This is a genomic window from Micavibrio aeruginosavorus (genome assembly GCF_051245535.1).
Lineage (GTDB): Bacteria > Pseudomonadota > Alphaproteobacteria > Micavibrionales > Micavibrionaceae > Micavibrio > Micavibrio aeruginosavorus_D.
This window is the reverse complement of sequence record NZ_CP195303.1, coordinates 672,613-698,266: the sequence shown is the minus strand read 5'-3', so window position 1 is coordinate 698,266 and position 25,654 is coordinate 672,613. Positions and strand designations below refer to the sequence as shown.

The following is a 25,654-nucleotide window of genomic DNA, read 5'->3' as shown; positions in this document are numbered from 1 at the left end:
ACTGGAAGTCCGCGGGAAAATATCCTATCCATCTACCCGTTCGCATATGAGCATTCCCTGATAGCTCAGCGGTAGAGCAATCGACTGTTAATCGATTGGTCGCAGGTTCGAATCCTGCTCAGGGAGCCATTTCTTCTTTCTTCATTTCATCCCCCAAAACATTCAGCAGACATAATGATGCGCTCTTATCTCGCTCTGTTTTGGACCTTCCTGAAATTCGGCCTGAACGCCTGGGGCGGCCCCGTTGCGCAGATTGATATGATCCGTCATGCGTTGGTGGATCGGGAACAATGGATCGCGCCCGATAAATTCCGCCGCGCGTTGGCCGTGTATCAGGCGTTGCCCGGACCAGAGGCGCATGAATTATGCGTGTATATGGGCATGGTGCGCATGGGGCGGCTGGGTGGGTTGTTGGCCGGGTTGGGATTCATGCTGCCCGGCTTTATCTTCATGCTCATCCTGTCGGCGTTGTATGTGCGTTTTGGGGCGGATGTGTTGCTGCCCGTTTTTGTGGGCGTTGCGCCCGCGGTTGTTGCATTGATCGTGCGCGCACTCTATCGCATGGGGCGGCATACGCTGGATGCGCCGATCCTGTGGTTTATTGCGCTGGCCTCGTGTGCGATGACCTTTGCTGGCGTGCATTTTCTGGTCGTGTTTGCGGCGGCGCTGACCATCCATTACATGGATCACGCCTGGCCCCGCCCTATCATGCTGATCGCCAGCGCGATTATTATTGCGGGCTTTATTGCCTCGACAACATTCGCATCCCCCACCGTTCCCTTGTCCGCCCTGCGTCATGGCGGATTGTTTATTGAGGGGTTGAAGGCTGGCCTGCTCTCCTTCGGCGGGGCCTATACCACCATTCCGTTCCTGGAAAACAGCATGGTGGGTTTGTACCCCAACATTACGATGCAGCATTTTGTGGATGGCATCGCCCTGTCCAGCATCATCCCCGCGCCGATGGTGATTTTTGGCACCTATCTGGGGTATCTGGTTGATGGGGTTGGCGGGGCCATTCTGGTCACGCTGGGCATTTTCCTGCCTGCTTTTGCCTTTACCCTGCTGGGGCACAATCATCTGGAAAAAATCATCGAAAACCCGCATTGGCACGGCGGATTGCATGCGATTGCCGCCGCGGTCATCGGGTTGTTTGCCGTGACAACGGCCACCATCGCCCTGCAAACCCTGACCGCCCCTGTGCCCGTCGTGCTGGCTCTGGCCGCACTGGCCGCCATCAGCCTGATTCGTTGGAAATGGGTTATTCCCGTGACGCTTATTGTATCGGGATGCCTTGGGTTTGGGCTTTCGCTATGATAGATTGCAGTGATAAATGGCCCCATAATAATAAAAACGGTGTGCGGGGCCGATGGACGAACACGACAACCGAGTTGTAAAGCACACCAATGCCTAAATTCCTCCTCAGCCCGAAATTCCTGATCCCCCTGCTGATCCTGCTCAATCTGGTTCCGCTGGGTGCGTTTTATATGGACCAATTGCATGTCGGGTCGCTGGCGCTGATTTACTGGGGTGAATGTGCGTTGATTGGCGCGACGGCCCTGTTCTTCTTTGCCACGCGCTTGAGTGTTTTTGTTATCACCGCCATGGCCGCGTTCGGCATTTTGAAATTCAGCGATGTGTCCCTGCCCGTGGATGACAAGGTGCATTTGACGTTCTGGGCGCTCTATGGCCTGTGCTGGTTGATTTATATTGAGATTACGCAATCCATCCACGGCCTGTCGCTGCGCCGCGCATCGCCCAGCCAACGTCTGGGGCTGTATATCATCATGCTGGGCGCCGCTTTGTCGGCTAGCTTTGGCTTGACCGTTTTCATCTATGGCCTGATGCCGCTGGTTGAACGGCTGCCGACGGAATTTTATATGTATTTCCTGGCCATCGCCGTGACCGTGCCGACCATTTCGATTGGATTGCTGAAAATCATTGGCATGGTTGGGCCGAACCACTTCGTGCAATTCCTGTCCGGGACATACCACCACCCGGTGGAACGCGAACGCATTGTCATGTTCCTCGATATGGTGGGATCATCCGCAAATGCCGAACGGTTGGCCCCGAAAGAAGCAATGGATTTGATTGCCCGCTTTATTTTCGATGCCACCGCTATCTTCCGTATCCATGGCGGCGATATCGTCAATTACACGGGCGACGGGCTGGTGGTTTTATGGCCCCGTAAACAGGCGGACCGCGCGCTGATGTCCGTGATCGCCCTGCGCGCGCAACTGGATTCCAGCCGCCATGAATACCGCAAGCTTTACAAAATCGTGCCTGATTTCCGCATTGGCATCCATTCCGGCCCGGTCGTGTTGCAACAAATTGGCGAAGAAAAATTGTTCCTCGGCGTGTATGGCGACGTAGTCAACACCGCCGCCCGTCTGGAACAGATGAACAAGGAACTGGGCACGAAAATTCTGCTGTCGGATGCGCTGCTCCGTGACCTGAGCCAGAACTGGCAAGCCCAGTTGGAAGCCATGGGCCATCAGGCCGTGCGTGGCAAAACCGAAGGCATTACCGTTTACACGATCAACGGCCAAAACCGTAACGCCACCGCGGCCGCCGCATGACCACGCCCTCTTCCGCCTTGATTGAACCACAGGATCTGGCCCGTTTGCTGGCCGAGGCCCCGGACAATCTGGTGTTGGTCGATGCGACATACGGCGTGATGAACCCCGTTTATGCGCAGGCCCGCATCGGCAATGCCGTTTTCTTTGATATTGATGACGTGGCGGACCATGATAATCCGCTGCCCCATATGGTGCCGGATGCGGATGATTTTGCCGCCGCCGTCACCGCCATGGGCATTCGGAATGACAGCCAGATTGTCATCTACGACCAAAGCGGCATCGCCATGGCCGCCGCGCGCGTATGGTGGATGTTCCGTCTGTATGGGCACGATAATGTGCGCGTATTGAATGGCGGATTGCCGCTGTGGGTGGCGATGGGCCTGCCCATGAATGTTGGCCCGGCGTCCACACCGACACCCGCCGCAACGCCATTCCGCGCCGCCTATCGCCCGCATCTGGTCTGCAACCATGCCGCTGTTGATGACGCCCGCACGCGTCCTGACGAATATTTGATCCTCGATGCCCGCAGCCCGGACCGCTTTGCCGGCACCGTTGCCGAACCGCGCCCGCATTTAACATCGGGCCATATCCCCAACAGCCGCAACCTGTTCTTTATGGACATGATTGATCCCGGCACAGCCCGCTTAATCCCCAATCATCCCGCCACGGCAGAGATGATTCGCGCCGGAGCCGGAAAGCAAATCATCACCAGCTGCGGCAGCGGCGTCACCGCCTGCGTTCTGGCCCTCGCCCTGCATGAAATGGGCCGGAATGACGTGGCCGTCTATGACGGATCATGGTGTGAATGGGGACAAAAAGCCCTGAACTCCGCCATTTCTGTGGGCTGATTTTCACCCCCGCGCCGCTTTAACTTCCTATTCACAAGTTTAGCCTAGCCTCTTCCCCGCACGGCAAGTATCGGGGCGCACCCACACCCACATCCGAACCGTTTTCTACTGTATTTACTGGAATACAAGTAATTCAGACAAAGAAAACAGCCAATCTATATATTCAAAACACCAGTTTCATTAACTTGATGAATAAGAAAAATGTATTCGAGTACTATATTTTTTAAACACTATTACTCGTTTATTTGTATTTACTGCAGATAGTTTCGGATATGGCAGAAAAAAACTGCCTTTTGGTGTTTTTTGTGTTGCACCGGTTCCGGTATTGGGCTACAAAAGAGTTACACACCCTCTATTACCGCCGTTTGTCCGGAGTTCCCAAAAGGTTCTCCGGACCTTTTTTTGTGCGGAATCCAAATTCAGCCCAAAAAGCAAAAACGGCGCATCATCATGCACCGTTATAAAACCCCTATTGGTTAGGCAGAAAATGGCGCGCCCGGCAGGAATCGAACCTGCAACCGTCCGCTTAGAAGGCGGATGCTCTATCCAGTTGAGCTACGGGCGCTTCTTGAGTGGAATTTAGGCTTTGGCGCTTTTTTCAGGCGGAACATATGCGAAATTATCGACATAGTTACGCGGAACAACGCGGCGGGTATGCTCGGGCAGAACGGCGTATTCCCAGCCCTTTTTCTGCGCATAGGCAATGGCTTCGTCCATGCTGGCAAAAGTCAGGCGCACCTGATTCAACGTGTCACCAGAGGCCGTCCAGCCCATCAGCGGCTCCGGCCCACGCGGCGTCGCCGGATTGTATTCCAGCACCCAAAGCTTGGTTTTACCCAGCCCGGCTTGCATGACATTACGACTTGGCTTGAAGATGGTGACTTTCATGATTCCCGCTCATCCTTAATTACGCATCGGTTTTACACCAAAAACGCTTATTTGCGAATGCCTGACCCGACCCTGTTTTCAAATAATGCTCAAACTTCTGCGCGGCATCTTTATCTTTAAATGCATGATAAACCACCAATTCCCAAGGACAAAATTTAGCCGTATGCGAGGATTCACCTGCATTATGCGCCCGCATGCGTGATTGCAGGTCTTTGGTATAACCAATATAGCGCTGTTCGGGAGAATTTATGCTCTGGATCAGGTAGACGTAATACATCTTCCTCAACACACCGAGAGGCTAGACAGCTCTCGGCCCTTCATCGCCCCCCTTCGCTCCTGCGGAGCTTCGGGCGGCACTCCTTCGGCCTAAACGGTTTCGGCCAGCTTGCGCCCCTCCGCTTACGCTCCGAGGCGTAAGCCACCCGAAGCCCGTAAGGGCGAAGGGTGGTCGGGGCGGAGGGATTTGAACCCCCGGCATCCTGCTCCCAAAGCAGGCGCGCTACCGGACTGCGCTACGCCCCGTGATTCCCATCGGACTGGGGTGTTTTACTGGTTTCCTGCGTCTGTAGCAAGCGAATTGGCCACGTCCGGGTGCAGAACCCGGTCCCCGGCCTTAATCCCCAGAGCCTTGGCCGTCCCCGCATTCAATTCCAGCACCACGGGCACGGGGCCATTGGACGGAATCGGGGTCAAATCCAGCGGCTTGGCCCCTTCGTGAATATGGTGAATCACCCCATTCCCCTGAATAAAAACGATATCCAGCGGGATCAGCGTGTTTTTCATCCAGAAAGAACGTTCAGTGCTTTCCGGGAACAGGAAAAGCATTCCGGCCTTGGGCGGCATGGAATTGCGGAACATCAGGCCTTGTATCCGGGCGGGGCCGGAATCCACCACCTCGACCATGAATTCGTGGCGCGCCCCATCCGCCGTGGCGATCACCAGCGGGGATGAATAATCAACGGGCACGTCCTGCTGCGCCCACGCCGACGCGGCGGGAAGGGCCAGAGCCATCAGGGCCACCAAAACAAATTTCATCATTCTAGAAAAACGCCCACCAGACATAGACCGTTGAAATCGCAATCGTCACCAGCATCAGCGGGAACGCCAGCGCCATGAATTTCAGGAATGAAATACGGTGCCCCGCCCGTTCGGCAAAGCCCGCCACCATCACGTTGGCACTGGCCCCGATCAACGATCCGTTCCCGCCCAGACAGGCGCCGAGCGACAGGCTCCACCACAGTGGCATCACCGCGTCCGGCCCGCCAAAGGCCGCCGTGGTCGATTTAATCAACGGGATCATCGTGGCCACAAACGGAATATTATCAACAATCGCCGACAACACCGCCGATGACCACAAAACCATCATGCTGGCCATAAACAAATCATTGTTGGTGATGTCGAGAAGCTTGGTCGCCATCAGGTTCAAAACCCCGGCCACCTCAACCCCAGAGACCAGAACGAACAGGCCGATGAAGAAGAAAATGGTGCCCCATTCCACGCTCTGGAATGATTCATGCACCTTGTGCGACTGTTTTTCCGCACTCAGCCCGGCACATTGCAGCAGCATCAGCAAGGCCGCCCCGGCCAGTGCCACCGTGCCCGGCATCAACCCATGGTCATGGCCCAGAATAAATCCGGCCAGAACCAGCGCCAGAACGAGCAGCGATTTGATCAACAGCCCCTTATCCTCGATCGCTTCCACCGGAACGAAACGCATAATGGCCGCGCGCGCGGATTCCGCCGCCACCATTTTCCGGCCCCAGAAGAAATCAAAAAACACCATGATAAAGATCAGGCACACCAACGCCGGAAGCCCGACATTATTGACGAAATCCATGAAGCTGAGGCCCACCTGCGACCCGATCATGATATTTGGTGGGTCCCCGATCAGCGTGGCCGTACCACCGATATTGGAAGAAAAAATTTGTACAAACAAAAACGGGTACGGATTGATTTTCAATTGATCGGTCAACAGCAACGTAATGGGAACCGTCAGCAAAACCGTCGTCACGTTATCCAGCAATGCCGAAAACACCGCCGTGATAATGCCCATGACGGCCAGCAACGCGCGCGGGTTGGCTTTTACGGCCTTGGCCGATAAAATCGCCACATATTGAAACACACCGGTTTTTTCGGTGATGGATACAATCACCATCATCCCGGTCAGCAAGGCAATGGTGTTGAAATCCACCCCCTTGATCGCCATATCCTGATTCAACACGCCCATAAAAATCATCAACGCCCCACCCAGCAAAGCAATGATGGTGCGGTTGATTTTTTCGGAAATGATAAAGGCATAGGCAAAAATAAGGATGGCGGTGGACACCATCATCGGATTCATCCCGAACAACACTTCGGGCACGGCGGCGTGATCGACAACCATCGGGCTTACTCCCCTTTATCGTGCAAAGTGTCTTTCAGATGCTGCAAAACCGATTGTTCCGACACCAGACCAACCAATTTTTTATTCTGGTCCACGACGGGCAGCGGGCTGCCATTCTGGAACAACAGGCGGATGGCTTCGGAAATTGGCGTGTCGGGTTTGGCCGTGACGATTTCTTCGTTCATCAATTCACGCACCGTCTTTTTTTCCAAATCGGCCAGAATGCGGGCTTTGTCTTCCGTCGCCCCCATAATGAAATCCAGATGCCATGGCACATGCGCCAGAAAGTAAGATGGCGGGATCAGGAATTTCATCAGGTCGTGAATACTCAACATGCCGTGGAATTTTCCATCCGCATCCACCACTGGAACGGACCGCAAATGCTGATCCTCAAATGAATGGATCGCATCGGCCACGGTTTGATCCGGGCGGACGCTGATAACATCGGTTAACATGGCTTTCATACACGGCATTGGAATTCCCCCTTGGTCAGCAACGCACATGGTACGCGTTCGCCTCTATATGAGGCAAGCCAAAGCGGATGAATTGGAATTATGGCAATGACGTTTTATTGCGGCAGCGCGTCTATAAAACCACGCACCACGGGCCACGCACCATTTGCGTACAAATCATTATGCCCGGCCTCGGGAAATTCGTGGAAATATTTGGGCTGCGGCGCAACTTCAAAAACACGCTCGCCATATTTGAACGGGACGACCATATCGCGCGATCCGTGCAGGACAAGAATGGGCGTTTTCACCGATCCAATGCGTGATTTCGTATCAAACTTATCCTTCATCAACAGATCAATGGGAACGAAGAAAAACCGTATCCGCCCAATATCGCTCAGCGATGTATACGGCGATTCCAGAACCAGCCCGCGCACCCCTGTCGCATATTCCGCCGCAACGTAGGTTGCGACACCAGTCCCCAAAGATTCGCCGTACAAAATGATATTGTTCTCGGCCACACCCCGCGCGCGGAGCCAGTCGATATAGGCCCGTGCATCGGAAAACAAGCCGTTTTGGCTGGGTTTTCCGGGGTTGCCGCCATAACCGCGATATTCACCGAACAACACGCCATATCCGGCCTGTGCATATAAATTGGCGCGCTCTGTCCGCTGGATCAACGATCCGCCATTGCCGTGGAAATAGACAATGACAGGCCGATCCGGTGATGATGGCGCATGGTACCAGCCGGATAATGTCAGGCCGTCATCGGTTGTCACCGGAACAACCTGATAATCCTGAACGCCATAAAATTCCGGCGCTTCCATATGGCGGTCAGGAATGTAGATGAAATTACGCTGTGTGGCATAAAGGATAACCAGAAGCGCGATATAGCCGCATAAAGTCGCAAAAGCCATGCGTTTAAAATCCTTTGCGGTGTAGCGTTTGAGGAAGGCGATCATTATTCCTTCAATCCCGCCTGATACATCCGGGCATAGATCAAACCTTGTGCCAGCAAATCATCATGCTTGCCCTGCTCCGCGATTTTACCGTCTTTCAAAACGACAATCTGGTCCGCGTTCTGCACAGTGGACAGGCGGTGGGCGATCACCAGCGTCGTGCGTCCGGTTTGCAGTTTATTCAGCGTGCGCTGGATCGCCTGTTCGGATTCATTGTCCAGTGCAGATGTCGCCTCATCCAGCAACAAAATCGGCGCATCGCGTAAAATGGCGCGGGCAATGGCAATGCGCTGGCGTTGGCCGCCGGACAATTTCACGCCGTTTTCGCCAAGGCGGGTGTTGTACCCTTCGGGTAGTGCGCTGATAAACGTATCGGCCTCGGCCGCACGTGCCGCCGCCTTTACCTCGTCCAACGTCGCCCCTTGCAGGCCATAGGCAATGTTGGCCATCGCCGTATCGTCAAAAATCGTAATATCTTGTGACACCAGCGCGATATGACGGCGCAGAGATTCCATGGTCAGTTCGCGGACATCATATCCATCCACACTGACCGCGCCTTCGTTCACGTCATAGAAACGCGGGATCAAATTCATGATGGTGGATTTACCACCGCCGGACGGGCCAACCAAGGCCGTCACCTTGCCCGGTGGGATAATCAGGGTCACACCCTGCAAGGCCGGGCCATCGCCACCTTCGTACTGGAACACCACGTTTTCCAGACGAATTTCCGGCATACGCGTGTTCAATTCCACCGCGTTCGGCATATTGCGAATGGCGGGTTTCATATCGATCATCTGGAACACGCGTTCTGTAGCGCCCAACCCCATTTGCAGGGAGTTGTTCAGTTTTGCCAGCTTCTTGATCGGTTCATACGCCAACGCAAAGGCCGCAATAAACGACATCAACGACCCCACGGTCGTTTGCCCGTCGACAATTTTATAGCCGCCGTAGACGATAATGCCGAAGACAGCCAAACCAATCAGCGTTTCATTGACCGGAACGGTCAGATTGCCGATCCGCACCGATTTCATCACCAAATTCCGCACGCGTTTAATCGCATGCCCGGCCCGTTCGGATTCATACCCTTCCATGCCGTAGGCTTTCACCTGACGCACGCCGAGGAAGATTTGCGACAGCATGTCGGACAGACCCGCCGTTTCATTTTGAATATTCCCGGACACTTTGCGCAGGCGACGCCCGACATAGGCCACCATGCCCGCCGCCAGCGGAAACACCGTGAAGGCGATCAGGGACAGTTTCCAATCCTGATAAAACATCACGCCAACCAGGAAAATCAGCGTCAGGAAGCTTTTCCCGATCCCAGTCAGCGCATCGGCCACCGCCGCGCGCATCACGCTGACATCGTTGATAATGCGCGAGAGCAATTGGCCGCTGGGGTTGGAATGAAAGAACGCCAGATCCATACCCATAAAACGCGCAAACAAATCACGTTGAATATCGGTCAGGATATATTGGCCCACTTTGTTCATCAAAACAGAATGGCCGTAGGTGGCCATACCGCTGAGGAAAAAGCACAGCAGGATGCCCGCAGCCAGCGGCAGGATCATGCCCTTGTTCTGGGCCACCATCACATGGTCCATCACGGGTTCGATCAATCCGGCAAACGCCGCCGTCGTCCCCGCACCGATCAGCATGAACAGGATCGCCCACCCCAGCGTACCGAAATACGGCCGCACATAATCGCGCACCAGACGGCGCACCATGACATAGGTTGAATCCCGTTTCGGCGAAGTCGGCTGGGGCGTGGTGGTCAAAACATCAGTCCTTAGTGAAAGTTACGCGGCTGCGTGTAACCCTTTTTGCGCGACGGGCGGCAGGGCGGAACGAAGGAATGCAGTTTACCCGCATTGCCCCGCATACGCGCGTCATATTTTACATGATTATTTGGATGGTCGTCTTGGTAAGAACGCCATGTTTTTAACGGGCCTTGTGAACCACATTGGGCCTGGGCGCGCTGGAACGCCATGGTGACCCGGGCAATACCAAAAGCCTGCGGTGCGGCCAGAGCCAGAATGCTGAAAAGCAGCGAAAAACGCATGATTGAATTCCTTGTTTTTATCCATAAAACGGGATGAATTGCATACGCCGCCACCGCGGCCACAGCAAGAAAAACCCGCCTTTACCCCCGCTTTGTCTGTTTATAGCGTGATTGTGATACAATGAATTTCTGCGCTGCGCCAGCCTGAAAGGACCATAAAAAGTGCCGGAAGCCCCTGATTCAACACAAAAACAACCTCCATCCTCTGTCCCGTTGATCGGGCTGGCTCTGGGTGGCGGGATGGCGCGGGGGTTTGCGCATATCGGCGTGTTAAAGGCCCTGACCCGCCATGGTATTCGCCCCGGTCTGGTGGCCGGAACATCCATTGGCGCGCTGGTCGGCGGGGCGTATCTGGCCGGGAAACTGGTTGAGTTGGAAGATTGGGCCCTGTCCCTGAACCGCCGCAAAATTTTCCGTTATCTGGATTTCCGGGTGCGCAGCGCCGGGATCATTGGCGGGCACCGTTTGAATGCCATTCTGGACGATCATTTCGGTAAGATGATGATTGAGGATTTGCCCATCCCGCTGGTTTGCGTTGCCTCCGATCTGGCCACGGGGCACGAGGTCTGGCTGCGCCGTGGATCGCTGGTGGATTCGATGCGCGCGTCATTCGCCCTGCCCGGTGTGTTTCCGCCCGTGGATTTAGACAATCGCTTGCTGGTTGATGGCGCGTTATTGAACCCGGTTCCGGTATCGCCGCTGCATTCATACGGCGCGCACATGACCATCGCCGTGGATTTGAACGCCGATATGATCGGCAAATCACGCCGCCCGGGCACATCATATCAAAGCGTTCTGGGTTTCGATGTGTTCAACCCGGAGCATGTCGATCCGGAAGACCAAAAACCCTTTGCCGCCGGGCTGGGCCGCCGCATTTTCAACCGCGAACCCAATGCCCCCAGCCTGTTCGGCGTGATGGTATCCGCATTGACGATTATTCAGGACCGTTTAACGCGATCCCGTCTGGCGGGTGACCCGCCAGATGTGCATATCCGCCCGCGCATCGGGCATATTGGCATGCTGGAATTTGAACGCGCGCGTGAGATGATTCATGAGGGCGAATTGGCCGCCGAACGGGCGCTGGATGAAATTCATGCGGCGGTGAATATCCTGATCCCGCCGAAATCATCTTAAAAAAAATTATCCCCGCCGCAGCGGGGATAAAAAATTTAAGCGGTCACTTTACGCTTCTTGTGCTTTCGATCCGGCAAAGCCTTACCCCAGACCATCGTGTTGACCAGATAAGTCGGGCGCACGTTGTGGTATTGCAAAACCAGAACATTCAGAACCTTGTCCACTTCGGATGGCGTATGGGCTTGTTTGAACGCACCCAGATGCAATCCGGCCCGGACGAGACACGTATCAATGTTCATGGCTGCGGCGCCGACAATATCATGCGCCATCGTGTCACCGATCATCACGGTTTCACCGGGGTAAATTTGTTTTTCCTGCAGCAATTTCACGCAATGCTGGAAAATTGGCTTAAACGGCTTGCCGATATAATGCACGACACCGCCGAAATCTTCATACCGGCGGGCAATCATGCCGGGGCCGAGGGCGGAATTGGCACCGATCAGAATGCGACTGTCCGGGTTGGCGCAAATCGCTTTTAAACGGCGACGAATGGCCTTCTTCAAAATCGGTTCATAATGATCAACCATATTTTTTTCCGGCGCATCGGACCCGCTGATCAACAGGAAGTCCGCTTCTTCGATGTCATGCACCAATTCAATTTCAGGCAGACCATCAATGATGGATCGATCATTGTTACGGCTGATCAGAAAACATTTCGTGCCGATATTTTCAAACACGCCTTCATTCTGGTCGTGCAGACCCTGCCATGTCAGTTCGCCGGACGTGACGATTTGATCATACAGGCTGGGGCCAATGCCCATTTCTTTCAGCTTGTCGGCATTCTCGCTGGCGCGGCGGCCGGAGTTCGACAGAATGATAATCTGTTTCTTGCGGCCCTTAAGTTCCTTCAAACAATCGATCACGCCATCATAAGCGCGCTCGCCATTATGCAGCACGCCCCATTGGTCGATGATGAACGCCATATAGCTGTCTGAAATATCCGAAATGCCCTGGCAGAATTTGGTCTTGCCCATAACGTGTGATGCCCCTTATGCGTCAATAACTTAGGATCAAGAATAGGCGATAAATCCTACCAAAAGATTATCACGGCATACGGGGGCGGAACAATACGCAAATTCTAAAATCTTATTGAAAATCAATGCGTTAAATGCCATAAAGGAGGAATGGACACGGCCCCGACCCTCAAAATTGCCCCCAACAATGCCGCCTTTCACACCTTGGCGGCGGATATTTTCATGGGGGCGCTGGACCGAATGCAGGACCGGGCAGCGGCCAAAAACGGCCCGATCCGCGTGGTTTTGCCGACCGGGTCCACCCCGCTGGGCCTGTACCGTGAATTGATTGCGCACCACGCCCACCGCCGCGATTTGTGGGACCGGTTCCATTATGTTGCGCTGGATGATTATGCGGGGCTGGCTCCGGATGATCGCCGGTTATTTTCCAACTGGCTGGACCGCGATATTCTGAAGCCCCTGTCCATCCCGTCATCCCACCGCACAATTTTTAACAGCGCCGCCCCCAGCCCATCCGCCGAATGCGCGCGTATGGATGCGCTGCTGGATGAATCCGGCATTGATATTGCGGTTTTGGGATTGGGCACCAACGGCCATATCGGGTTTAACGAACCGGGCAGCGCGTTTGATGCGCAGACACGCCTGATCCACCTGTCGGCGGATAGCCTGGCCGCTAATGCGGCCTATTGGGGTGGAATTGATCACGTGCCGCATACAGCCTACACGCTCGGCCTCGGCCACATTATGCAGGCGCGGGAAACCATCTTGCTGGTGCAGGGGTCACACAAGGCCGATATTCTGCACCGTATGTTGCACGACCCGATTTCAACCGCCCTGCCCGCCACGGCGTTACGGCGGATGCGGAATGTCACGATTATCGCGGATCAGGCGGCTATTTCAGCAGCAGAACCATCCCCGCAAACATAACCGCCACACAGACCAAACGGTAATACAGCCGCGGCCCCATGCGAATGGGTTCAAACACATCCGGGCGGAAGCGGTAGAAGATGCCGCACAAAATCATGATAATGACCGGCTGTAACCCGTTGAACAGCGACACCTGCACCGCCGTGGGCGCAATCGACATCGCCTTGGCCGTGGCCAGATCCGCAAGGCACAGCATCACCTGCTGGAGCATTAACAGAGGGAGAAGAACCGTCAGAAATTTCCCGGATTTCAGGATCAGCCGCGCATCATTGCGAATTTCGCGCACCGACGCCAACCCAACGGCACCAAAGATCACCCACGCGACGTAGATCCAGAACATCACCGTCACCCAGTGCAAATCTTGGGTCCAGTACCGGATCCACACACCATACGCCGCCCAGATCAGCGCGCTGATCAGCATCAGGATCAATGTCCGCGCGTGCAGTTTCCGCGTATCTGGATTCCACGCAAACACCATCGCCCCGGCAACAACCAGCCCACCCCCGGCCAGCTTGACCGCATTCAGCGTTTCCCCCAGCAGGAAAAACCCCATCAAATAAACGAACACCGGAACGGTTTGCAGGATGGGCACCGCGCTGGCGGCATCATCATTCTGAATAGCCATGACATAGGGCCACGCCCCGGCAAAACCGAACAACCCGCCCACAAACAGCAGCAAAACAGTTTCCCACGGAATGTCAAAAACCTGCGGGTGGGCCACCGCCATGAAAATGGCGGTTGGCAGGGTCAAAGCCCCGGAAATAATCAGGAAGGAAAAGGCCGAGCGGTGAAACAAATCCCGGGCCAGCATCTGGTCGATGACATTGTTCATCGTCCAGAGAAAGGGCGGCAAAAAGGCGAAGAAAACCCAACTCATAAAAGCCGGGCCCCTTCGCCCTTTAACTCATATTACGCAACCCGGCGATCTTCGCGGGTCAGTTTTGCGTCACGGCCAGCCGCACCGCACAGGACGACATACAAGCGGCCCAGATCGCTGGATGCGAAGGTCGAGGACAACAGGTCGCCATGATCGTTCGCGCTGGCCTGTTCGAACATGTCTTCGAACTGGCGCAGGAAGCGTTGGACATAGGTACGGAATTCGCTGTCGCTTGCGAATTTTTCGCGCAATTTGTCCATCGGTAATTCGTCGCCCAACTGGGACAGACGGCGGGTAAAGGCCCCGACATCGCCCTTCTGGAAGGCTTTCCATGTCTTTTCCGGCACTTCGCCGTCCAGCATGCGGGTGAAATCCACCGACAGGGAATGCAGGGATTCCACGATGAATTTTGCCGCTGACAGGAACGCTTCGCGCTGGATGCGGGCATCCATTGTGCGGATTTTCTCGGCATGATCTGCCGCATCCTGCACCGCTTTGAACAGGGCATTGGATTGGCGGCTGAACGTATCGGCCGCTTCGTCCGCGGCTTTGATGGCCGAGGAAGAAACCGCAATCAAACGATCGGATTCGACCGACAGGCCATCGCGGACTTTTTCGACCTTCACCATCGTATCGGTGGTGGCGGTGCGAATATCGTCCAAACGGCTGTTCAGGTCGGAGACGACGCGGCTGACCTTGTCCCCGGCTTCGGCGGAGGCTTCGGCCACAATCGAAACCTGCTGGCGCAATTCGGCGCCATAGGATTGCGATGTCTGCAAAGACGCCTTCATCTGTTCGGATACTTCGCGGCTGCGCTGTGCGAAACCATCGCTGGTCTTCTTCAGCTCGACCAGCGTATCGCGGGACGATGTCAGCAGTTTTTCCGCTTCGGCCTGAACCTGCGTTACCAGCACTTCGGTCAATTTGACCGATTTGGCCGAGGCCTGGTTCAGTTCTTCCGTTTCGGCACGGGCCATTTCGCCCACTTCCGTATAACGGGCCACGGCGCGTTCGGCGGCCAGATCGACGGTTTCCGCCGATTTGCCCAACGCATCGCCCACGGTGTCGATACGGGTCAGGGCCTGGCCCACCGCTTCGGACAATTCGTGGAATTGCTCGTTAATCGCTTTTTGGATGCTTTCAATCTTCAGCAACGCCTGATCGGTGATCAGGTGGATGTCGGACGACTGATCGCCCAGCGACATTTGAATGTCGCGCATCTTGTCGCTGGCCGAACGGGCGGCGGATTCAATATCCATCACGCGTTCCTGCAGATCTTCGCTGGAGATTTTCAGGATCTTTGCCGCCTGATCCGCGCCACCGCGCAAGGATTGCAGACGATCATCAAAGACGATGCCAATCTGTTTCAGCTTGTCGAGGTTGCTGGTCGCGCTGTCGTCGTAAGTCTGGCGCAGAACTTCGAACCGTTTCTGCATATCGCCAACCTGCTCCACTGTTTTAGTGTAGAGTGGTTCAAAACCGGTTGCGGTTTTTTCCAACGCTTCACGGACACTGACCACAGCGGCCGAGGCAATTTCCGCGCGGTCTTTCAACGTGCGGACATGGTCACCCATGCTAGCGTCCATCAGCTCCAATGTGCCGAATGCGCTGGTTGTAGCGGCTTCCACTTCCTTGCAACGGGCGGCCACTTGGCCTTCCAGTTCGGAAATGTCGGATACAGCCGTTTCGGACAGGCTGTGCAGGCGCGAGGCTTGCGTTTCCAGCGCCTTGCGGACCGAGTCCACATCGTCCAGCGCCTTGCGGACTTTGTCGCCCAACTGGTCGCTTTGCTGGGCCATCTGGTCGTTGATGGTGCGGGCATTGCCTGCGATCTGGCCGGCCAGTGTGGAAATTTCCTGCGCCTGACCGCGCAGGATGGTGCGGATATGTTCCGCGCTATCCTTCGCCTTGTCGCTGGCTTCGTTCAAATCCGACACACGGCGGCGCAGTGTGCTTTCAATTTCTTCATGCTTCGCATCGGCTTCGGCCACGGCATGGGTCATGTCCTTCAACGGTTCGGACAAGGACGTGCGGACGGATTCAATGCGGTCCACCATGCTGGCGGTGGATACGGTGATGGTTTCGGCTTGTTCTTCAACAGCCGCAGAAAGCTTACGCACTTGCTCGTCGGCCAGCGCGCTGGCTTCGGCGATCTGGTTGCGGCTCTTTTCCAGCATGCTGACGATATCGCGGACATGTTCGACATTTCCGGCCCCGGCATCGTTCAGCTTCGCTATGCTGGATTCAGCGGATTCAATCAGGGATACAGCTTGTTCCTTCGCCGACTGGGTCGATTTTTCCAGCGATTCAATGGAACGGCGAACGGCGGCGCTGATGGATTCAGCCCCCGACAATGCCGTGCCCATGGCCTCGGACAGCTTGTTGGCCGCCGATACACCAGCTTCTTCAATCGCATCCGCGCCGGTGGAAATACCGCGCACGGTGTCGTGCAGTTTTTCGGCCTGTGTTTCCAGACGAGTTTCCAGCGTGTTGGTGCGGGAGACCAGATCATCCGCGGCCTGATCCAGACGATCGATACCGCCGGACAGGGTCGATGCAATCTTCTCGGCCTGTGCCGCGACGGATTCCGCACCACGGTCCAGTTCCTTGCGGTGATCTTCGATCGACTGGCTGGATTTCGCCATGGATTCCAGCGTGCGGCTGGTGGTTTCTTCCAGTGACTGGATCTGGCTTTCAATCGTTCCGGCCAGACGGCGTGTTTCATCCGATACATGATCGGCGGCGGTGGCCAGACCCTTGGTATGACCATCGAATTGCGCGGACAGAGCCTTCAAACGCTCGGCCACTTGATCCACGGCTTTGTTCAGCCCGTCATAGCTGCCGTTCAGGTGCGTTTCGATGTCCTTGGTTTTATCCTTGGCTTGATCGGCGGCGGCCAGAATTTTGTCCGCACCGCGACCCATGGAGTTTTCAATTTCCGACGCGCGATCAAGGATTTTTGCCGTGGCATCATCCCACGTCGCCGCACCCTCTTTCGTCTTGGCATTGATGCCATTGGTGCGCTGTTCGATTTCATCGGTCAGGACCAACAGTTTGTCCGCCCGTTCGTGCAGCGTTTCGGCCAGACGATCAATGTGGAATTCGGTTTTCTTGGAAATGCCAACGAAGTCACGCACTTCAGTGCGCAGGCCATGGCGCGCACGGTTGATGGATTTCACCACCGCACGGGATGCCCCAGCCAGTTCCGTTGCTTGTTTCGTCAGGATTTCGATGTCGTGCGATACTTTGCGCGCGCGCTCTTCCGTCGGATAGATGATGGATTGCAATTCGCCGCGCAGAACTTCGGAATAACGGCGGATTTCATTGCCGCGCGACACCATGCTGATCAACGTCCAGAGCAGAACGACCGGCGCCAACGCCCCCGCCAGATACAGGCCCAGAACATCCGGGCTGAGGGAAATGCCCTGCGCCACGGCATAAACCAGCGTCAAAACGATCCAGAACACACTGAAAAACACACCGGTAACCTGTGCAATGCGCACGGCCATCGGGGTTTTGAAGGGGTTGTCGTTGCCAAAGGAACTGCCATTCATGGGGGACAGCATCAAAACGGGTTCTTCATCCACTTCTTCGGTGGCTGTGGTCGGCTCGGCATCATTCCGGCTGGCCCGCACGGACAGGCCGGACGTGGATACGGAGGACGACATAGACAAAGACGAGGTCGACAGGCTGGGGTTCGCCGTCGCGGTGTCGTCATCTTCATCCGGAATATTGTCGATATCCGGGGCCGCGGTGATGCGCAGGCGTTTCAACCCGGATTGAATGTTGTACTCGCCAGGGCGGCGTGCGCGCAAACCGTCCAGTGACGGTGTTTTCAAAACGCTATCGCCATCATCGGTGGCTTTGGTTTTGGTTTGATCTTCCGGTGCGTTGGACGAAAAAGTCATGCGAAACCCCTTTGGCATTCCCCTGCGTGTGAGCGCAGTGCTGGCAATCAATTTTTGGAATGCGACAATAGGGCCATAGAAGCGGGCGGATCTTCAAGGGTTTTACCCCTTCATCCCCCGACTTATGCACGGCATTTTGGATTGGATATGGAAACAGGCGCTATTCTGCCGCCTGCACCACACCTTCACCCTTCAGGCGGCGATGTTTCCCTGCGGCCAGATAGGCTTGCAGGTCTTTCTTGATCTCCGGCGCCATGATGTACAGGCCAATGATGTTCGGAATAGCCATGGACAGGATCAGCGAGTCCGTAAACCGGATCACGTTGCTGAGGTCGGAGGCGCAACCGATAATAATGAACCCACAGAAAATCAGCTTGAACGCATTTTCAACAAGGATGTGTTCGCCAAAGATAAAGGTCGACGCCTTGACCCCCAGATAGCCCCAGCCGATCATGGTCGAAAATGCGAACAGGAAGACGCACAACGCCAGGAAATGATCCGCAAACGGAATGGCCGTTGAAAACGCCTTGGCGGTCAGGGTAATGCCCTGCATTCCCTGTCCGCTTTCGTACACGCCGGAAATGGTAATGACCAAGGCGGTGACGGAACAAATCACAATCGTATCCAGAAACGGCCCCATCATGCCCGCCAGACCTTGGCGAATGGGCTCGTTGGTGCGCGCCGTGCTTTGGATAATGGATGCAGAACCCAAGCCCGCCTCGTTCGAAAACGATGCCCGCTGCACCCCGATCAGCAACCCGCCAACCACAGCCCCCAGCCCCGCCGCGGGGGTAAAGGCATCATGGATAATCGACCACAAAGCCGCCGGAATATGCTGGTAATTCATGGCGATAACGAACAATCCCGCGATCACGTACAGCACCGCCATCAACGGCACCAAACGGGACGACACGCTGGCAATGGACCGGATACCGCCGATAATCACGATGCCGGTCAGAATGGCCAGCCCCAGCCCGAACAACCATCCCTGCCCCGCCAACACGCTGGTCTCCGGCCCGCCTGTGGCGTTCACGAATTGAATGAAGGTCTGGTTGGCCTGAAACATGTTGCCGCCGCCCAGCGAACCGCCGATGCAGAAAATGGCAAACACAATCGCCAGAAACTTGCCCACGGCGGGCAGGCCGCGTGCGCTGAAAATATCCTGCAGGTAATACATCGGCCCGCCGGAAATATCGGTTTTACCCTCTTCGTTGATAAAGACGCGGCGATATTTCACCCCGGCGGCGACCTCGATAAACTTCGTGGACATGCCGATGAAGCCCATCACCACCATCCAGAACACAGCCCCCGGCCCACCGACGGACACAGCCACGGCCACCCCGGCAATATTCCCCAGCCCGACCGTTCCAGCCAGCGACGCCATCAAAGCCTGAAAATTACTGGTTTGGCCCGGTGCCCCCGGCTCTTCAAATTTGCCAGCCACAATGTCAAAGCTGTGTTTGAACAGGCGCAAATTCACAAAACGGAAATACAGGGTAAAGATCACCCCCGCCATCACCAGCCAGATCAGGATCAGCGGTGCTTCCTTGGTCACAATTTCCCCAGCCGCGCCGGGAATGTCGAATTTCAACCCATAAAAGAGCGTTTTATCAAAAAAATCGGCCAATCCAACGAAAGCGGAGTCGATCATTTTGTCGATCCCGGAGGGGGCGTGTGCCGTCATTTTCTTATAATTCCCTGTTTATCAAATTGAATCACTTGACCTAATCCGTACAGGATAGGCGCACGAAAGGGCCGGGAACAAGCCACCCGGCCACTTTGTTCACAGGGGAAAGGAACTTATTTTCCGCAAATCGGATGGGATACCGGATGGGACGGGAAGAAGGTTGCAGCCCATTTCTGAATATCATTCCGGCCCATCACCGATGCCTTTTGAATACGCGGCATATAGTGATTGCAGAACAAATCCGGGCGCATTTTGGCCGCATCCAGCGAAATCTTATTCGCAAAGGCGGTGCGCAGGGAATTGATCTCGGCCTCGGCATCGCGGGCACCGGTGCGTTTGAAATAGTTCAGCAACGTCGTTTCATACGCCGCGAACAAGCCCACGTTTTTGTCGGTAAATTCGCGGTAAGATTGGTACAGGTTCTTCTGCCCCGCCGGGGTCATGTGTTGGCAATTCAGGCCAATCACCATCAATTCACTGTGAATCCGGATGGCCTGCTCGGCCTCGGCTTCCGCCTGCGTGTAGCAATTTTTACCCGCGGCCTGCGCCATCGGTATGGCCAACATCAAGGCCGCAAACACCATCACACCAAAACCAAAAACGCGCATGCGCCCACCATCCATTAAACCGTTACCGTTAACCTGAGTCTTTAACGGTATTCCATAGATATGGGCAAGGAGATTGTGAAAGGAAACCCCTGAATACTCTACGCATTATGTCAACACACACCCTCACCGAACCTTGCCTCCCCACCCCTTTCATGGTTAAAACCGAACCATGACCGAAAACGCGACGAAGAAGCTTTTTATTAAAACCTGGGGCTGTCAGATGAATGTCTATGACAGCCACCGGATGGCCGACATCCTCCACCCGTTTGGCTACCGCGCGGTGGATACGCCGGATGATGCCGATATGGTTATTTTGAACACCTGCCACATCCGCGAAAAAGCCACGGACAAAGTGTTCTCCGATCTGGGCCGCATTCGTGAGCACAAGGATTTGCGCGCAAAATCCGGCAAGAAAACACTGATCGCCGTCGCCGGGTGCGTGGCCCAGGCCGAGGGCGAATTGATCATGGATCGCGCGCCCTATGTCGACATGGTCTTCGGGCCACAGACTTATCATGAATTGCCGGAAATGGTTGTGCGGGCGCTGGGCGAACGCGTGGTCAATACCGACTTCCCGATTGAATCAAAATTCGACTCCCTGCCCGTCGATCACGCAACACAAGACGGCCCATCGGCTTTTGTGTCTATTCAGGAAGGGTGCGATAAATTCTGCACTTTCTGCGTCGTGCCTTATACACGCGGTGCGGAATATTCGCGCCCGGCGGAACGCATTCTGGATGAAGCCAAAATGCTGCGGGATCGCGGGGTCAAGGACATCACGCTGCTGGGCCAGAACGTCAATGCCTATCACGGCGACGCGGTGGACGGATCAACATGGTCGCTGGGCCGTCTGATCCGGGGGATTGCCGACATTGATGGTATTGAACGCATTCGTTACATGACATCCCACCCGCGCGACGTGGATCAGGATTTGATCGACGCGCACCGCGACGTGGCCAAGTTGATGCCCTATATGCATTTGCCCGTTCAAAGCGGATCGGATGCCATTTTGAAAACCATGAACCGCAAGCACACAGCGGATCATTACCGCGAGATCATTGCCAAACTGCGCGCGGCGCGGCCCGACATCACCTTCTCCTCCGACTTCATCGTGGGTTTCCCCGGCGAAACGGAAGAAGATTTCGAGGCCACGATGCAATTGGTCCGCGATGTGCGGTTTATGTCGGCCTACAGCTTTACCTACTCCGCCCGTCCCGGCACCCCGGCGGCGAATATGCAGGGGCTGGTCCATGAAGCGGTCATGGATGAGCGGCTGCAGCGCCTGAAAACCCTGCTGATGGAGCAGCAGAAAGAGTTTAACGACGCCATGATTGGCCAGATTATCCCGGTTTTGTTCGACGGGCGGGGCAAGAAACCCGGCCAGCTTTTTGGCCGGACCCCATGGAACCATGCCCTGTATGTCATGGCGGGCCCTGAATTCTTTGGCAAAATCGCCAATGTCCGGGTGGATCACGCAACTGCAACATCAATTACCGGGCAGCTGGTCCAGTAATTCCTTGCAATTCTTGGCACTCTTAACATAAAAACGTGACCCATACCCGGATTTTTCCGGCCAGGGAACCCGCAAGAAAGCGAGATAAATAAATGGTACAGGGACAAACGCAAGGTTCACGCGACACAAAAAGCTCCGGTAAAGGTGGCGGTCGCGGTAAGGGCGCAAACGCACAAACCCAATTCAACGAGGCTGGCGGCGCATCCAACGACAACGCCAACCGCACCATGACCATTGCCGAGGCCCAAGCCGCTGTTGAGCGCGCTTTGCCCGCTTTTGATGGTGGCTCTTTCAAACTGGGTCGCGAAGAAATTACGCCGACCCAAGCCCAAAAGAAAATCAGACACGAAGCCCAGCACAAGGACATTATCTTCGTCAATGGCAAGGCCGGTACAGGGAAAACATTGTTCAGCACCTATACGGCGCTGGAAGCTCTGGCCAAGGGTGAAATTGACCGCATCTGTCTGGCAACCCCGGCGGTAACGGCGGATGAAGAAATCGGTTTCCTGCCCGGCGACTTGAATGAAAAAATGATGCCGCACGTTCGCCCGATGGTTGAAACCATTGATGAACTGATCGGCAAGCAACTGCGTGAACGATTGATGCAGGCAGGCGTGCTGGAAATTGCGCCGCACGCATTCAACCGTGGCCGCACATACAAATACACGTACTACCTGCTGGATGAATGCCAGAACGCATCGGCCCGCCAATTGCGCACATCCTTTACCCGTATTGGTAAAGGCTCCACCTTTATCTACATGGGTGATGATGCGCAGAATGACCGCACAGATCAAAAACGCACAGCCTTCACGGCTTACATGGAGCGTTTCTCCAATCCGGCCTATGAGCGTGAAATTGGTCAGGTGCAGATCCCGAAAACCGATTGCAAACGTCACCCGCTGATCCTGAAAATGATGGAACGTGGCGACGATCTGCCGATCCCGGAACTGGAAGGGCATAAAGAGCAGAACAATACGCTCGGCGCCGTTATCCGCGAGTCTGCTCCGGCACCGCAACCGTAATAATTTCAGGTACAGATACATTCAAAAAGCGGCGTAAAATTTACGCCGCTTTTTTGTTCCCTTTATTCGTCATCCCCGCCTTGTGCGGGGATGACGATGGAGAAAACTGGGGAAACACCCCGCGTTTTGCTGCACCGCCCCTTATTTACCTTATCCTTACAATTACTTGTGCTATAATTGGGGGCAGAGTACGGAGAGCGCCCATAGCCACACAGCTTGAACACGACCATCTGGTTTTCAATGATAACCGCCTGCTGCCGGCCTTGTTTGGCGGGCAGAATGAAAACCTGTCCTTTCTGGAACAGGCTTTGGGGCTGGAAATCATCAGCCGTGGCAATGAAATCACCCTGATCGGTGACATTGAAAAAATCGCGCTGGGCCGTGAAATCCTGAATTTAATGTGGAGCAAGTTGAAACGCGGCGAAGACGTGGACATTCACACGGTCAGCGCCGCCCTGCGTTTTTCGGACGAACACGCAGAAGGACAGCGCGCAAGCCCACAGCATCACCACCAACGCCGCAAAACCGATCATCACAAAGATGGGAAACCCATGACATCCAGCACCCCGACCAATTTGAAAGAGCTGATCGAAACCAAGGGCCAGATTGTCACGCGCAAAAAGACGATTGCGCCGCGCGGCCCGGTTCAGGCGGCCTATATCGAAGCGATGCAAAAACACGAAGCCGTGTTCGGCATCGGTCCCGCCGGTACGGGTAAAACCTATCTGGCCGTGGCGCAGGCCGTGTCCCTGTTCGAGCAGGAAAAGGTTGAACGCATTATCCTGTCCCGCCCGGCGGTGGAGGCCGGGGAACGTCTGGGCTTCCTGCCCGGTGATTTGAAAGAAAAAATCGACCCGTATCTGCGCCCGCTTTATGACGCGCTGTACGACACGATGGGCGCGGAAAAGGCAGAAAAACGCATTTTGTCGAAGGATATTGAGATTGCGCCGCTGGCCTTTATGCGCGGGCGCACGCTGAACCGGGCTTTCGTTATTCTGGACGAAGCGCAGAACACCACCGCCATGCAGATGAAAATGTTCCTGACTCGTCTGGGCGAAGGATCGCGCATGGTGATTACCGGTGACCCGACGCAGATCGATTTGCCCAGCGGAGAAACATCGGGGCTGTTACAGGCCGTGGATATTCTGCATGGCTTGCCCGAAGTCGGATTGATCCGCTTTGGCTCCAAAGACGTTGTCCGTAGTGATCTGGTGGCAAAGATTGTGACCGCCTATGACCGCCATGACGGGCGCGAGCGTTAAGCGGCCATTATGATCGACCTGCAAATCACATCCGAAAATCCCGGCTGGGATACAGCACTGCCCGATTATGAAGCCGTGATTGAACGCGCTATTCATGCCGTCTTCGCCGCCTGCCCCGTTGCGGGCGAAATCAAGGACAGCGTTCCATCCATCGAAATCAGCATTACGTTGAGCGATGATGAATCCGTGCGCATCCTGAACCGTGATTACCGGGGCAAGGACAAGCCCACCAATGTCCTGTCCTTCGCCATGCAGGATACGGAAGACGGGTGGGAATACCCCACACCGGGCATCCCCTGTACGCTGGGTGATCTGGTGATTGCGCAGGAAACCGTCGCCCGTGAGGCGGACGATGAGGCCAAGGCCTTTGCCGACCATTTCACCCATTTAATCGTTCATGGCACCCTGCATTTGCTGGGTTATGACCATATTGAGGACGATGAGGCGGAGGAGATGGAAGGGCTAGAGATCAATATTCTCAATGACTTAGGGATAAAAAACCCCTATCTCTTGCCCGATGGGGATTAAGCATACCGCCGCACGCATGGGGACTAGCATGTTGCAGTGTGGCATAATATATTAAGGCCATGTTTGAAATGACCCAAAACGACGATAACGACCCATCCGGAAGTAGACCCGGCGGGACAGGATCATCCGGATACGGATCGCACCCTTCCCGTCATGAACCGTCTGGCGATCCGAAAAAATCAATCCTGACACACATCAGGTCCCTTTTAGGCTCTACCAAGGCCCCCGCGCATTTGCGCGATGATCTGGCCGAGTATGTTGCGAATACGCAAGACGACGCCACCCTGTCCGTTGCCAACCACGAACGCACCCTGATCTCCAACGTGCTGGATTTGCGCGATATGCGCGCCATCGACGTGATGATCCCGCGCGTGGATATTGTGGCCATCGACATTGGCATATCGGAATCCGAACTTTTTTCACTGCTGTCAGAAAAGCAATTCAGCCGTTTCCCCGTGTTTCGTGAATCGCTGGACGACGTGATCGGCACCGTCCATATCAAGGATATTCTCAGCACCACATTGCGCAAAGAACCGCTGGCATTGGAGAATCTTGTCCGCGATGTGCCGATTGTTTCGCCGTCCATGCATGTGCTGGATTTGTTGCTGGAAATGAAGGAAACACGCCGTCATATGGCGTTGGTGGTTGATGAATTTGGCGGCATTGATGGCCTTGTCACCATCGGTGACATTATCGAAGCCATTGTGGGCGACGTCGAGGACGAACACAACACCATGGGCGCCGACCCGGCATTGATCGTCAATCAGGATGGATCCATCATCGCCGACGGCCGATTTGATGTTGAGGAATTTGAAGATCGCTTCGGTGAATTTATGACCGAAGAAGAACGCGAAAGCATCGACACGCTGGGCGGTCTGGTTTTTGCCATTGCGGGCCGCGTGCCCAGCCGCGGTGAAATTCTGGCCCACGAAGAATCCGGGATTATTTTTGAAATCCTTGACGCCGATGCCCGCCGGGTGAAACGCCTGCGCGTGAAAAACATCAAATCTACGGCAACATCCGACTGATAATTCGTCGGATGTGTGCGATCC

23 protein-coding genes and 3 tRNA genes are annotated in these 25,654 nt (G+C 55.2%); 11 read left to right on the top strand and 15 right to left on the bottom strand.

The features are described from left to right. The first annotated feature begins 54 nt into the window (after nucleotides 1-54). From ACSC94_RS03465 to ACSC94_RS03450, 4 genes are all read left to right on the top strand, one after another. Nucleotides 55-129, top strand: a tRNA-Asn gene (locus tag ACSC94_RS03465). Between the two features lie 45 nt (nucleotides 130-174). Next, nucleotides 175-1,314, top strand: a complete 1,140-nt coding sequence (chrA, locus tag ACSC94_RS03460) for a chromate efflux transporter (RefSeq protein WP_435641671.1) — start codon at nucleotides 175-177, stop codon at nucleotides 1,312-1,314. Nucleotides 1,315-1,403: 89 nt separating this feature from the next. After that, on the top strand, nucleotides 1,404-2,576 hold the full coding sequence (locus ACSC94_RS03455) for an adenylate/guanylate cyclase domain-containing protein (RefSeq protein WP_435641670.1): 1,173 nt from the start codon (nucleotides 1,404-1,406) through the stop codon (nucleotides 2,574-2,576). After that, nucleotides 2,573-3,424 carry a sulfurtransferase gene (locus ACSC94_RS03450; protein WP_435641669.1) on the top strand — a complete coding sequence of 284 codons (852 nt, stop codon included), beginning with the start codon at nucleotides 2,573-2,575 and terminating at the stop codon, nucleotides 3,422-3,424. The genes ACSC94_RS03455 and ACSC94_RS03450 overlap by 4 nt, the downstream gene beginning before the upstream one ends. Before the next feature lie 488 nt (nucleotides 3,425-3,912). Here the strand turns inward: ACSC94_RS03450 and ACSC94_RS03445 are convergent. The 10 genes from ACSC94_RS03445 to ACSC94_RS03400 form a co-directional block, all read right to left on the bottom strand. After that, nucleotides 3,913-3,989, bottom strand: a tRNA-Arg gene (locus tag ACSC94_RS03445). Between the two features lie 14 nt (nucleotides 3,990-4,003). Further along, complete coding sequence (locus ACSC94_RS03440) at nucleotides 4,004-4,312, bottom strand: ETC complex I subunit (RefSeq protein WP_435641668.1); 309 nt, start codon at nucleotides 4,310-4,312, stop codon at nucleotides 4,004-4,006. Between the two features lie 19 nt (nucleotides 4,313-4,331). After that, the gene (locus tag ACSC94_RS03435; RefSeq protein ID WP_435641667.1) at nucleotides 4,332-4,589 is read right to left on the bottom strand and encodes a GIY-YIG nuclease family protein; all 258 of its coding nucleotides are present in this window, start codon (nucleotides 4,587-4,589) and stop codon (nucleotides 4,332-4,334) included. 168 nt (nucleotides 4,590-4,757) lie between these two features. Next, a tRNA-Pro gene (locus tag ACSC94_RS03430) sits at nucleotides 4,758-4,834 on the bottom strand. A 24-nt stretch (nucleotides 4,835-4,858) separates the two neighbouring features. Then, nucleotides 4,859-5,350, bottom strand: a complete 492-nt coding sequence (locus ACSC94_RS03425; protein WP_435641666.1) for a DUF192 domain-containing protein — start codon at nucleotides 5,348-5,350, stop codon at nucleotides 4,859-4,861. Between the two features lies 1 nt (nucleotide 5,351). Then, entirely contained in the window at nucleotides 5,352-6,695 is a 1,344-nt protein-coding gene (locus ACSC94_RS03420) for an SLC13 family permease (protein WP_435641665.1), read from the bottom strand. A gap of 5 nt (nucleotides 6,696-6,700) precedes the next feature. Continuing rightward, the gene (locus tag ACSC94_RS03415; protein ID WP_435641664.1) at nucleotides 6,701-7,168 is read right to left on the bottom strand and encodes a CBS domain-containing protein; all 468 of its coding nucleotides are present in this window, start codon (nucleotides 7,166-7,168) and stop codon (nucleotides 6,701-6,703) included. A gap of 95 nt (nucleotides 7,169-7,263) precedes the next feature. Then, a complete protein-coding gene (locus ACSC94_RS03410) occupies nucleotides 7,264-8,106 on the bottom strand; it encodes an alpha/beta hydrolase (protein WP_435641663.1) in 843 nt (280 codons plus the stop codon). Further along, on the bottom strand, nucleotides 8,106-9,878 hold the full coding sequence (locus ACSC94_RS03405; RefSeq protein ID WP_435641662.1) for an ABC transporter ATP-binding protein: 1,773 nt from the start codon (nucleotides 9,876-9,878) through the stop codon (nucleotides 8,106-8,108). The genes ACSC94_RS03410 and ACSC94_RS03405 overlap by 1 nt, the downstream gene beginning before the upstream one ends. Before the next feature lie 11 nt (nucleotides 9,879-9,889). Further along, nucleotides 9,890-10,162 carry a hypothetical protein gene (locus tag ACSC94_RS03400; RefSeq protein ID WP_435641661.1) on the bottom strand — a complete coding sequence of 91 codons (273 nt, stop codon included), beginning with the start codon at nucleotides 10,160-10,162 and terminating at the stop codon, nucleotides 9,890-9,892. Nucleotides 10,163-10,324: 162 nt separating this feature from the next. Between ACSC94_RS03400 and ACSC94_RS03395 the strand changes: the two genes are divergently transcribed. Next, entirely contained in the window at nucleotides 10,325-11,296 is a 972-nt protein-coding gene (locus tag ACSC94_RS03395; RefSeq protein WP_435641660.1) for a patatin-like phospholipase family protein, read from the top strand. 35 nt (nucleotides 11,297-11,331) lie between these two features. Here ACSC94_RS03395 and ACSC94_RS03390 read toward each other — a convergent pair whose 3' ends face one another. Further along, nucleotides 11,332-12,270, bottom strand: a complete 939-nt coding sequence (locus tag ACSC94_RS03390; RefSeq protein WP_435641659.1) for a TIGR01459 family HAD-type hydrolase — start codon at nucleotides 12,268-12,270, stop codon at nucleotides 11,332-11,334. Between the two features lie 150 nt (nucleotides 12,271-12,420). Between ACSC94_RS03390 and ACSC94_RS03385 the strand changes: the two genes are divergently transcribed. Beyond that, the gene (locus ACSC94_RS03385; RefSeq protein WP_435641658.1) at nucleotides 12,421-13,197 is read left to right on the top strand and encodes a glucosamine-6-phosphate deaminase; all 777 of its coding nucleotides are present in this window, start codon (nucleotides 12,421-12,423) and stop codon (nucleotides 13,195-13,197) included. On the opposite strand, the gene ACSC94_RS03380 is transcribed toward ACSC94_RS03385, so the two are convergent. From ACSC94_RS03380 to ACSC94_RS03365, 4 genes are all read right to left on the bottom strand, one after another. Further along, on the bottom strand, nucleotides 13,163-14,074 hold the full coding sequence (locus tag ACSC94_RS03380; protein WP_435641657.1) for an EamA family transporter: 912 nt from the start codon (nucleotides 14,072-14,074) through the stop codon (nucleotides 13,163-13,165). The genes ACSC94_RS03385 and ACSC94_RS03380 overlap by 35 nt on opposite strands. Before the next feature lie 32 nt (nucleotides 14,075-14,106). Continuing rightward, on the bottom strand, nucleotides 14,107-17,982 hold the full coding sequence (locus ACSC94_RS03375; RefSeq protein WP_435641656.1) for a hypothetical protein: 3,876 nt from the start codon (nucleotides 17,980-17,982) through the stop codon (nucleotides 14,107-14,109). A 160-nt stretch (nucleotides 17,983-18,142) separates the two neighbouring features. Then, entirely contained in the window at nucleotides 18,143-19,666 is a 1,524-nt protein-coding gene (locus tag ACSC94_RS03370; protein WP_435641655.1) for an alanine/glycine:cation symporter family protein, read from the bottom strand. 116 nt (nucleotides 19,667-19,782) lie between these two features. Then, a complete protein-coding gene (locus tag ACSC94_RS03365; RefSeq protein ID WP_435641654.1) occupies nucleotides 19,783-20,277 on the bottom strand; it encodes a hypothetical protein in 495 nt (164 codons plus the stop codon). Nucleotides 20,278-20,446: 169 nt separating this feature from the next. Between ACSC94_RS03365 and miaB the strand changes: the two genes are divergently transcribed. From miaB to ACSC94_RS03340, 5 genes are all read left to right on the top strand, one after another. Beyond that, a complete protein-coding gene (gene miaB, locus ACSC94_RS03360) occupies nucleotides 20,447-21,790 on the top strand; it encodes a tRNA (N6-isopentenyl adenosine(37)-C2)-methylthiotransferase MiaB (protein ID WP_435641653.1) in 1,344 nt (447 codons plus the stop codon). A 92-nt stretch (nucleotides 21,791-21,882) separates the two neighbouring features. Further along, on the top strand, nucleotides 21,883-22,812 hold the full coding sequence (locus ACSC94_RS03355) for a PhoH family protein (protein ID WP_435641652.1): 930 nt from the start codon (nucleotides 21,883-21,885) through the stop codon (nucleotides 22,810-22,812). Between the two features lie 341 nt (nucleotides 22,813-23,153). Then, nucleotides 23,154-24,074: a PhoH family protein gene (locus ACSC94_RS03350; RefSeq protein WP_435642144.1), complete on the top strand. Its 921-nt coding sequence runs from the start codon at nucleotides 23,154-23,156 to the stop codon at nucleotides 24,072-24,074. A 9-nt stretch (nucleotides 24,075-24,083) separates the two neighbouring features. Continuing rightward, a complete protein-coding gene (gene ybeY, locus ACSC94_RS03345; RefSeq protein WP_435641651.1) occupies nucleotides 24,084-24,602 on the top strand; it encodes an rRNA maturation RNase YbeY in 519 nt (172 codons plus the stop codon). 68 nt (nucleotides 24,603-24,670) lie between these two features. Further along, entirely contained in the window at nucleotides 24,671-25,630 is a 960-nt protein-coding gene (locus tag ACSC94_RS03340) for a hemolysin family protein (RefSeq protein ID WP_435641650.1), read from the top strand. Nucleotides 25,631-25,654 lie beyond the last annotated feature (24 nt).

Excerpts from the sequence above, each read along its gene's own strand:
- chrA (WP_435641671.1), top strand. The coding sequence starts at position 175 with ATGATGCGCTCTTATCTCGCTCTGTTTTGGACCTTCCTGAAATTCGGC.
- ACSC94_RS03455 (WP_435641670.1), top strand. The coding sequence starts at position 1,404 with ATGCCTAAATTCCTCCTCAGCCCGAAATTCCTGATCCCCCTGCTGATC.
- ACSC94_RS03450 (WP_435641669.1), top strand. The coding sequence starts at position 2,573 with ATGACCACGCCCTCTTCCGCCTTGATTGAACCACAGGATCTGGCCCGT.
- ACSC94_RS03440 (WP_435641668.1), bottom strand. The coding sequence starts at position 4,312 with ATGAAAGTCACCATCTTCAAGCCAAGTCGTAATGTCATGCAAGCCGGG.
- ACSC94_RS03435 (WP_435641667.1), bottom strand. The coding sequence starts at position 4,589 with ATGTATTACGTCTACCTGATCCAGAGCATAAATTCTCCCGAACAGCGC.
- ACSC94_RS03425 (WP_435641666.1), bottom strand. The coding sequence starts at position 5,350 with ATGATGAAATTTGTTTTGGTGGCCCTGATGGCTCTGGCCCTTCCCGCC.
- ACSC94_RS03420 (WP_435641665.1), bottom strand. The coding sequence starts at position 6,695 with ATGGTTGTCGATCACGCCGCCGTGCCCGAAGTGTTGTTCGGGATGAAT.
- ACSC94_RS03415 (WP_435641664.1), bottom strand. The coding sequence starts at position 7,168 with ATGCCGTGTATGAAAGCCATGTTAACCGATGTTATCAGCGTCCGCCCG.
- ACSC94_RS03410 (WP_435641663.1), bottom strand. The coding sequence starts at position 8,106 with ATGATCGCCTTCCTCAAACGCTACACCGCAAAGGATTTTAAACGCATG.
- ACSC94_RS03400 (WP_435641661.1), bottom strand. The coding sequence starts at position 10,162 with ATGCGTTTTTCGCTGCTTTTCAGCATTCTGGCTCTGGCCGCACCGCAG.
- ACSC94_RS03390 (WP_435641659.1), bottom strand. The coding sequence starts at position 12,270 with ATGGGCAAGACCAAATTCTGCCAGGGCATTTCGGATATTTCAGACAGC.
- ACSC94_RS03385 (WP_435641658.1), top strand. The coding sequence starts at position 12,421 with ATGGACACGGCCCCGACCCTCAAAATTGCCCCCAACAATGCCGCCTTT.
- ACSC94_RS03380 (WP_435641657.1), bottom strand. The coding sequence starts at position 14,074 with ATGAGTTGGGTTTTCTTCGCCTTTTTGCCGCCCTTTCTCTGGACGATG.
- ACSC94_RS03375 (WP_435641656.1), bottom strand. The coding sequence starts at position 17,982 with ATGACTTTTTCGTCCAACGCACCGGAAGATCAAACCAAAACCAAAGCC.
- ACSC94_RS03370 (WP_435641655.1), bottom strand. The coding sequence starts at position 19,666 with ATGACGGCACACGCCCCCTCCGGGATCGACAAAATGATCGACTCCGCT.
- ACSC94_RS03365 (WP_435641654.1), bottom strand. The coding sequence starts at position 20,277 with ATGCGCGTTTTTGGTTTTGGTGTGATGGTGTTTGCGGCCTTGATGTTG.
- miaB (WP_435641653.1), top strand. The coding sequence starts at position 20,447 with ATGACCGAAAACGCGACGAAGAAGCTTTTTATTAAAACCTGGGGCTGT.
- ACSC94_RS03355 (WP_435641652.1), top strand. The coding sequence starts at position 21,883 with ATGGTACAGGGACAAACGCAAGGTTCACGCGACACAAAAAGCTCCGGT.
- ybeY (WP_435641651.1), top strand. The coding sequence starts at position 24,084 with ATGATCGACCTGCAAATCACATCCGAAAATCCCGGCTGGGATACAGCA.
- ACSC94_RS03340 (WP_435641650.1), top strand. The coding sequence starts at position 24,671 with ATGACCCAAAACGACGATAACGACCCATCCGGAAGTAGACCCGGCGGG.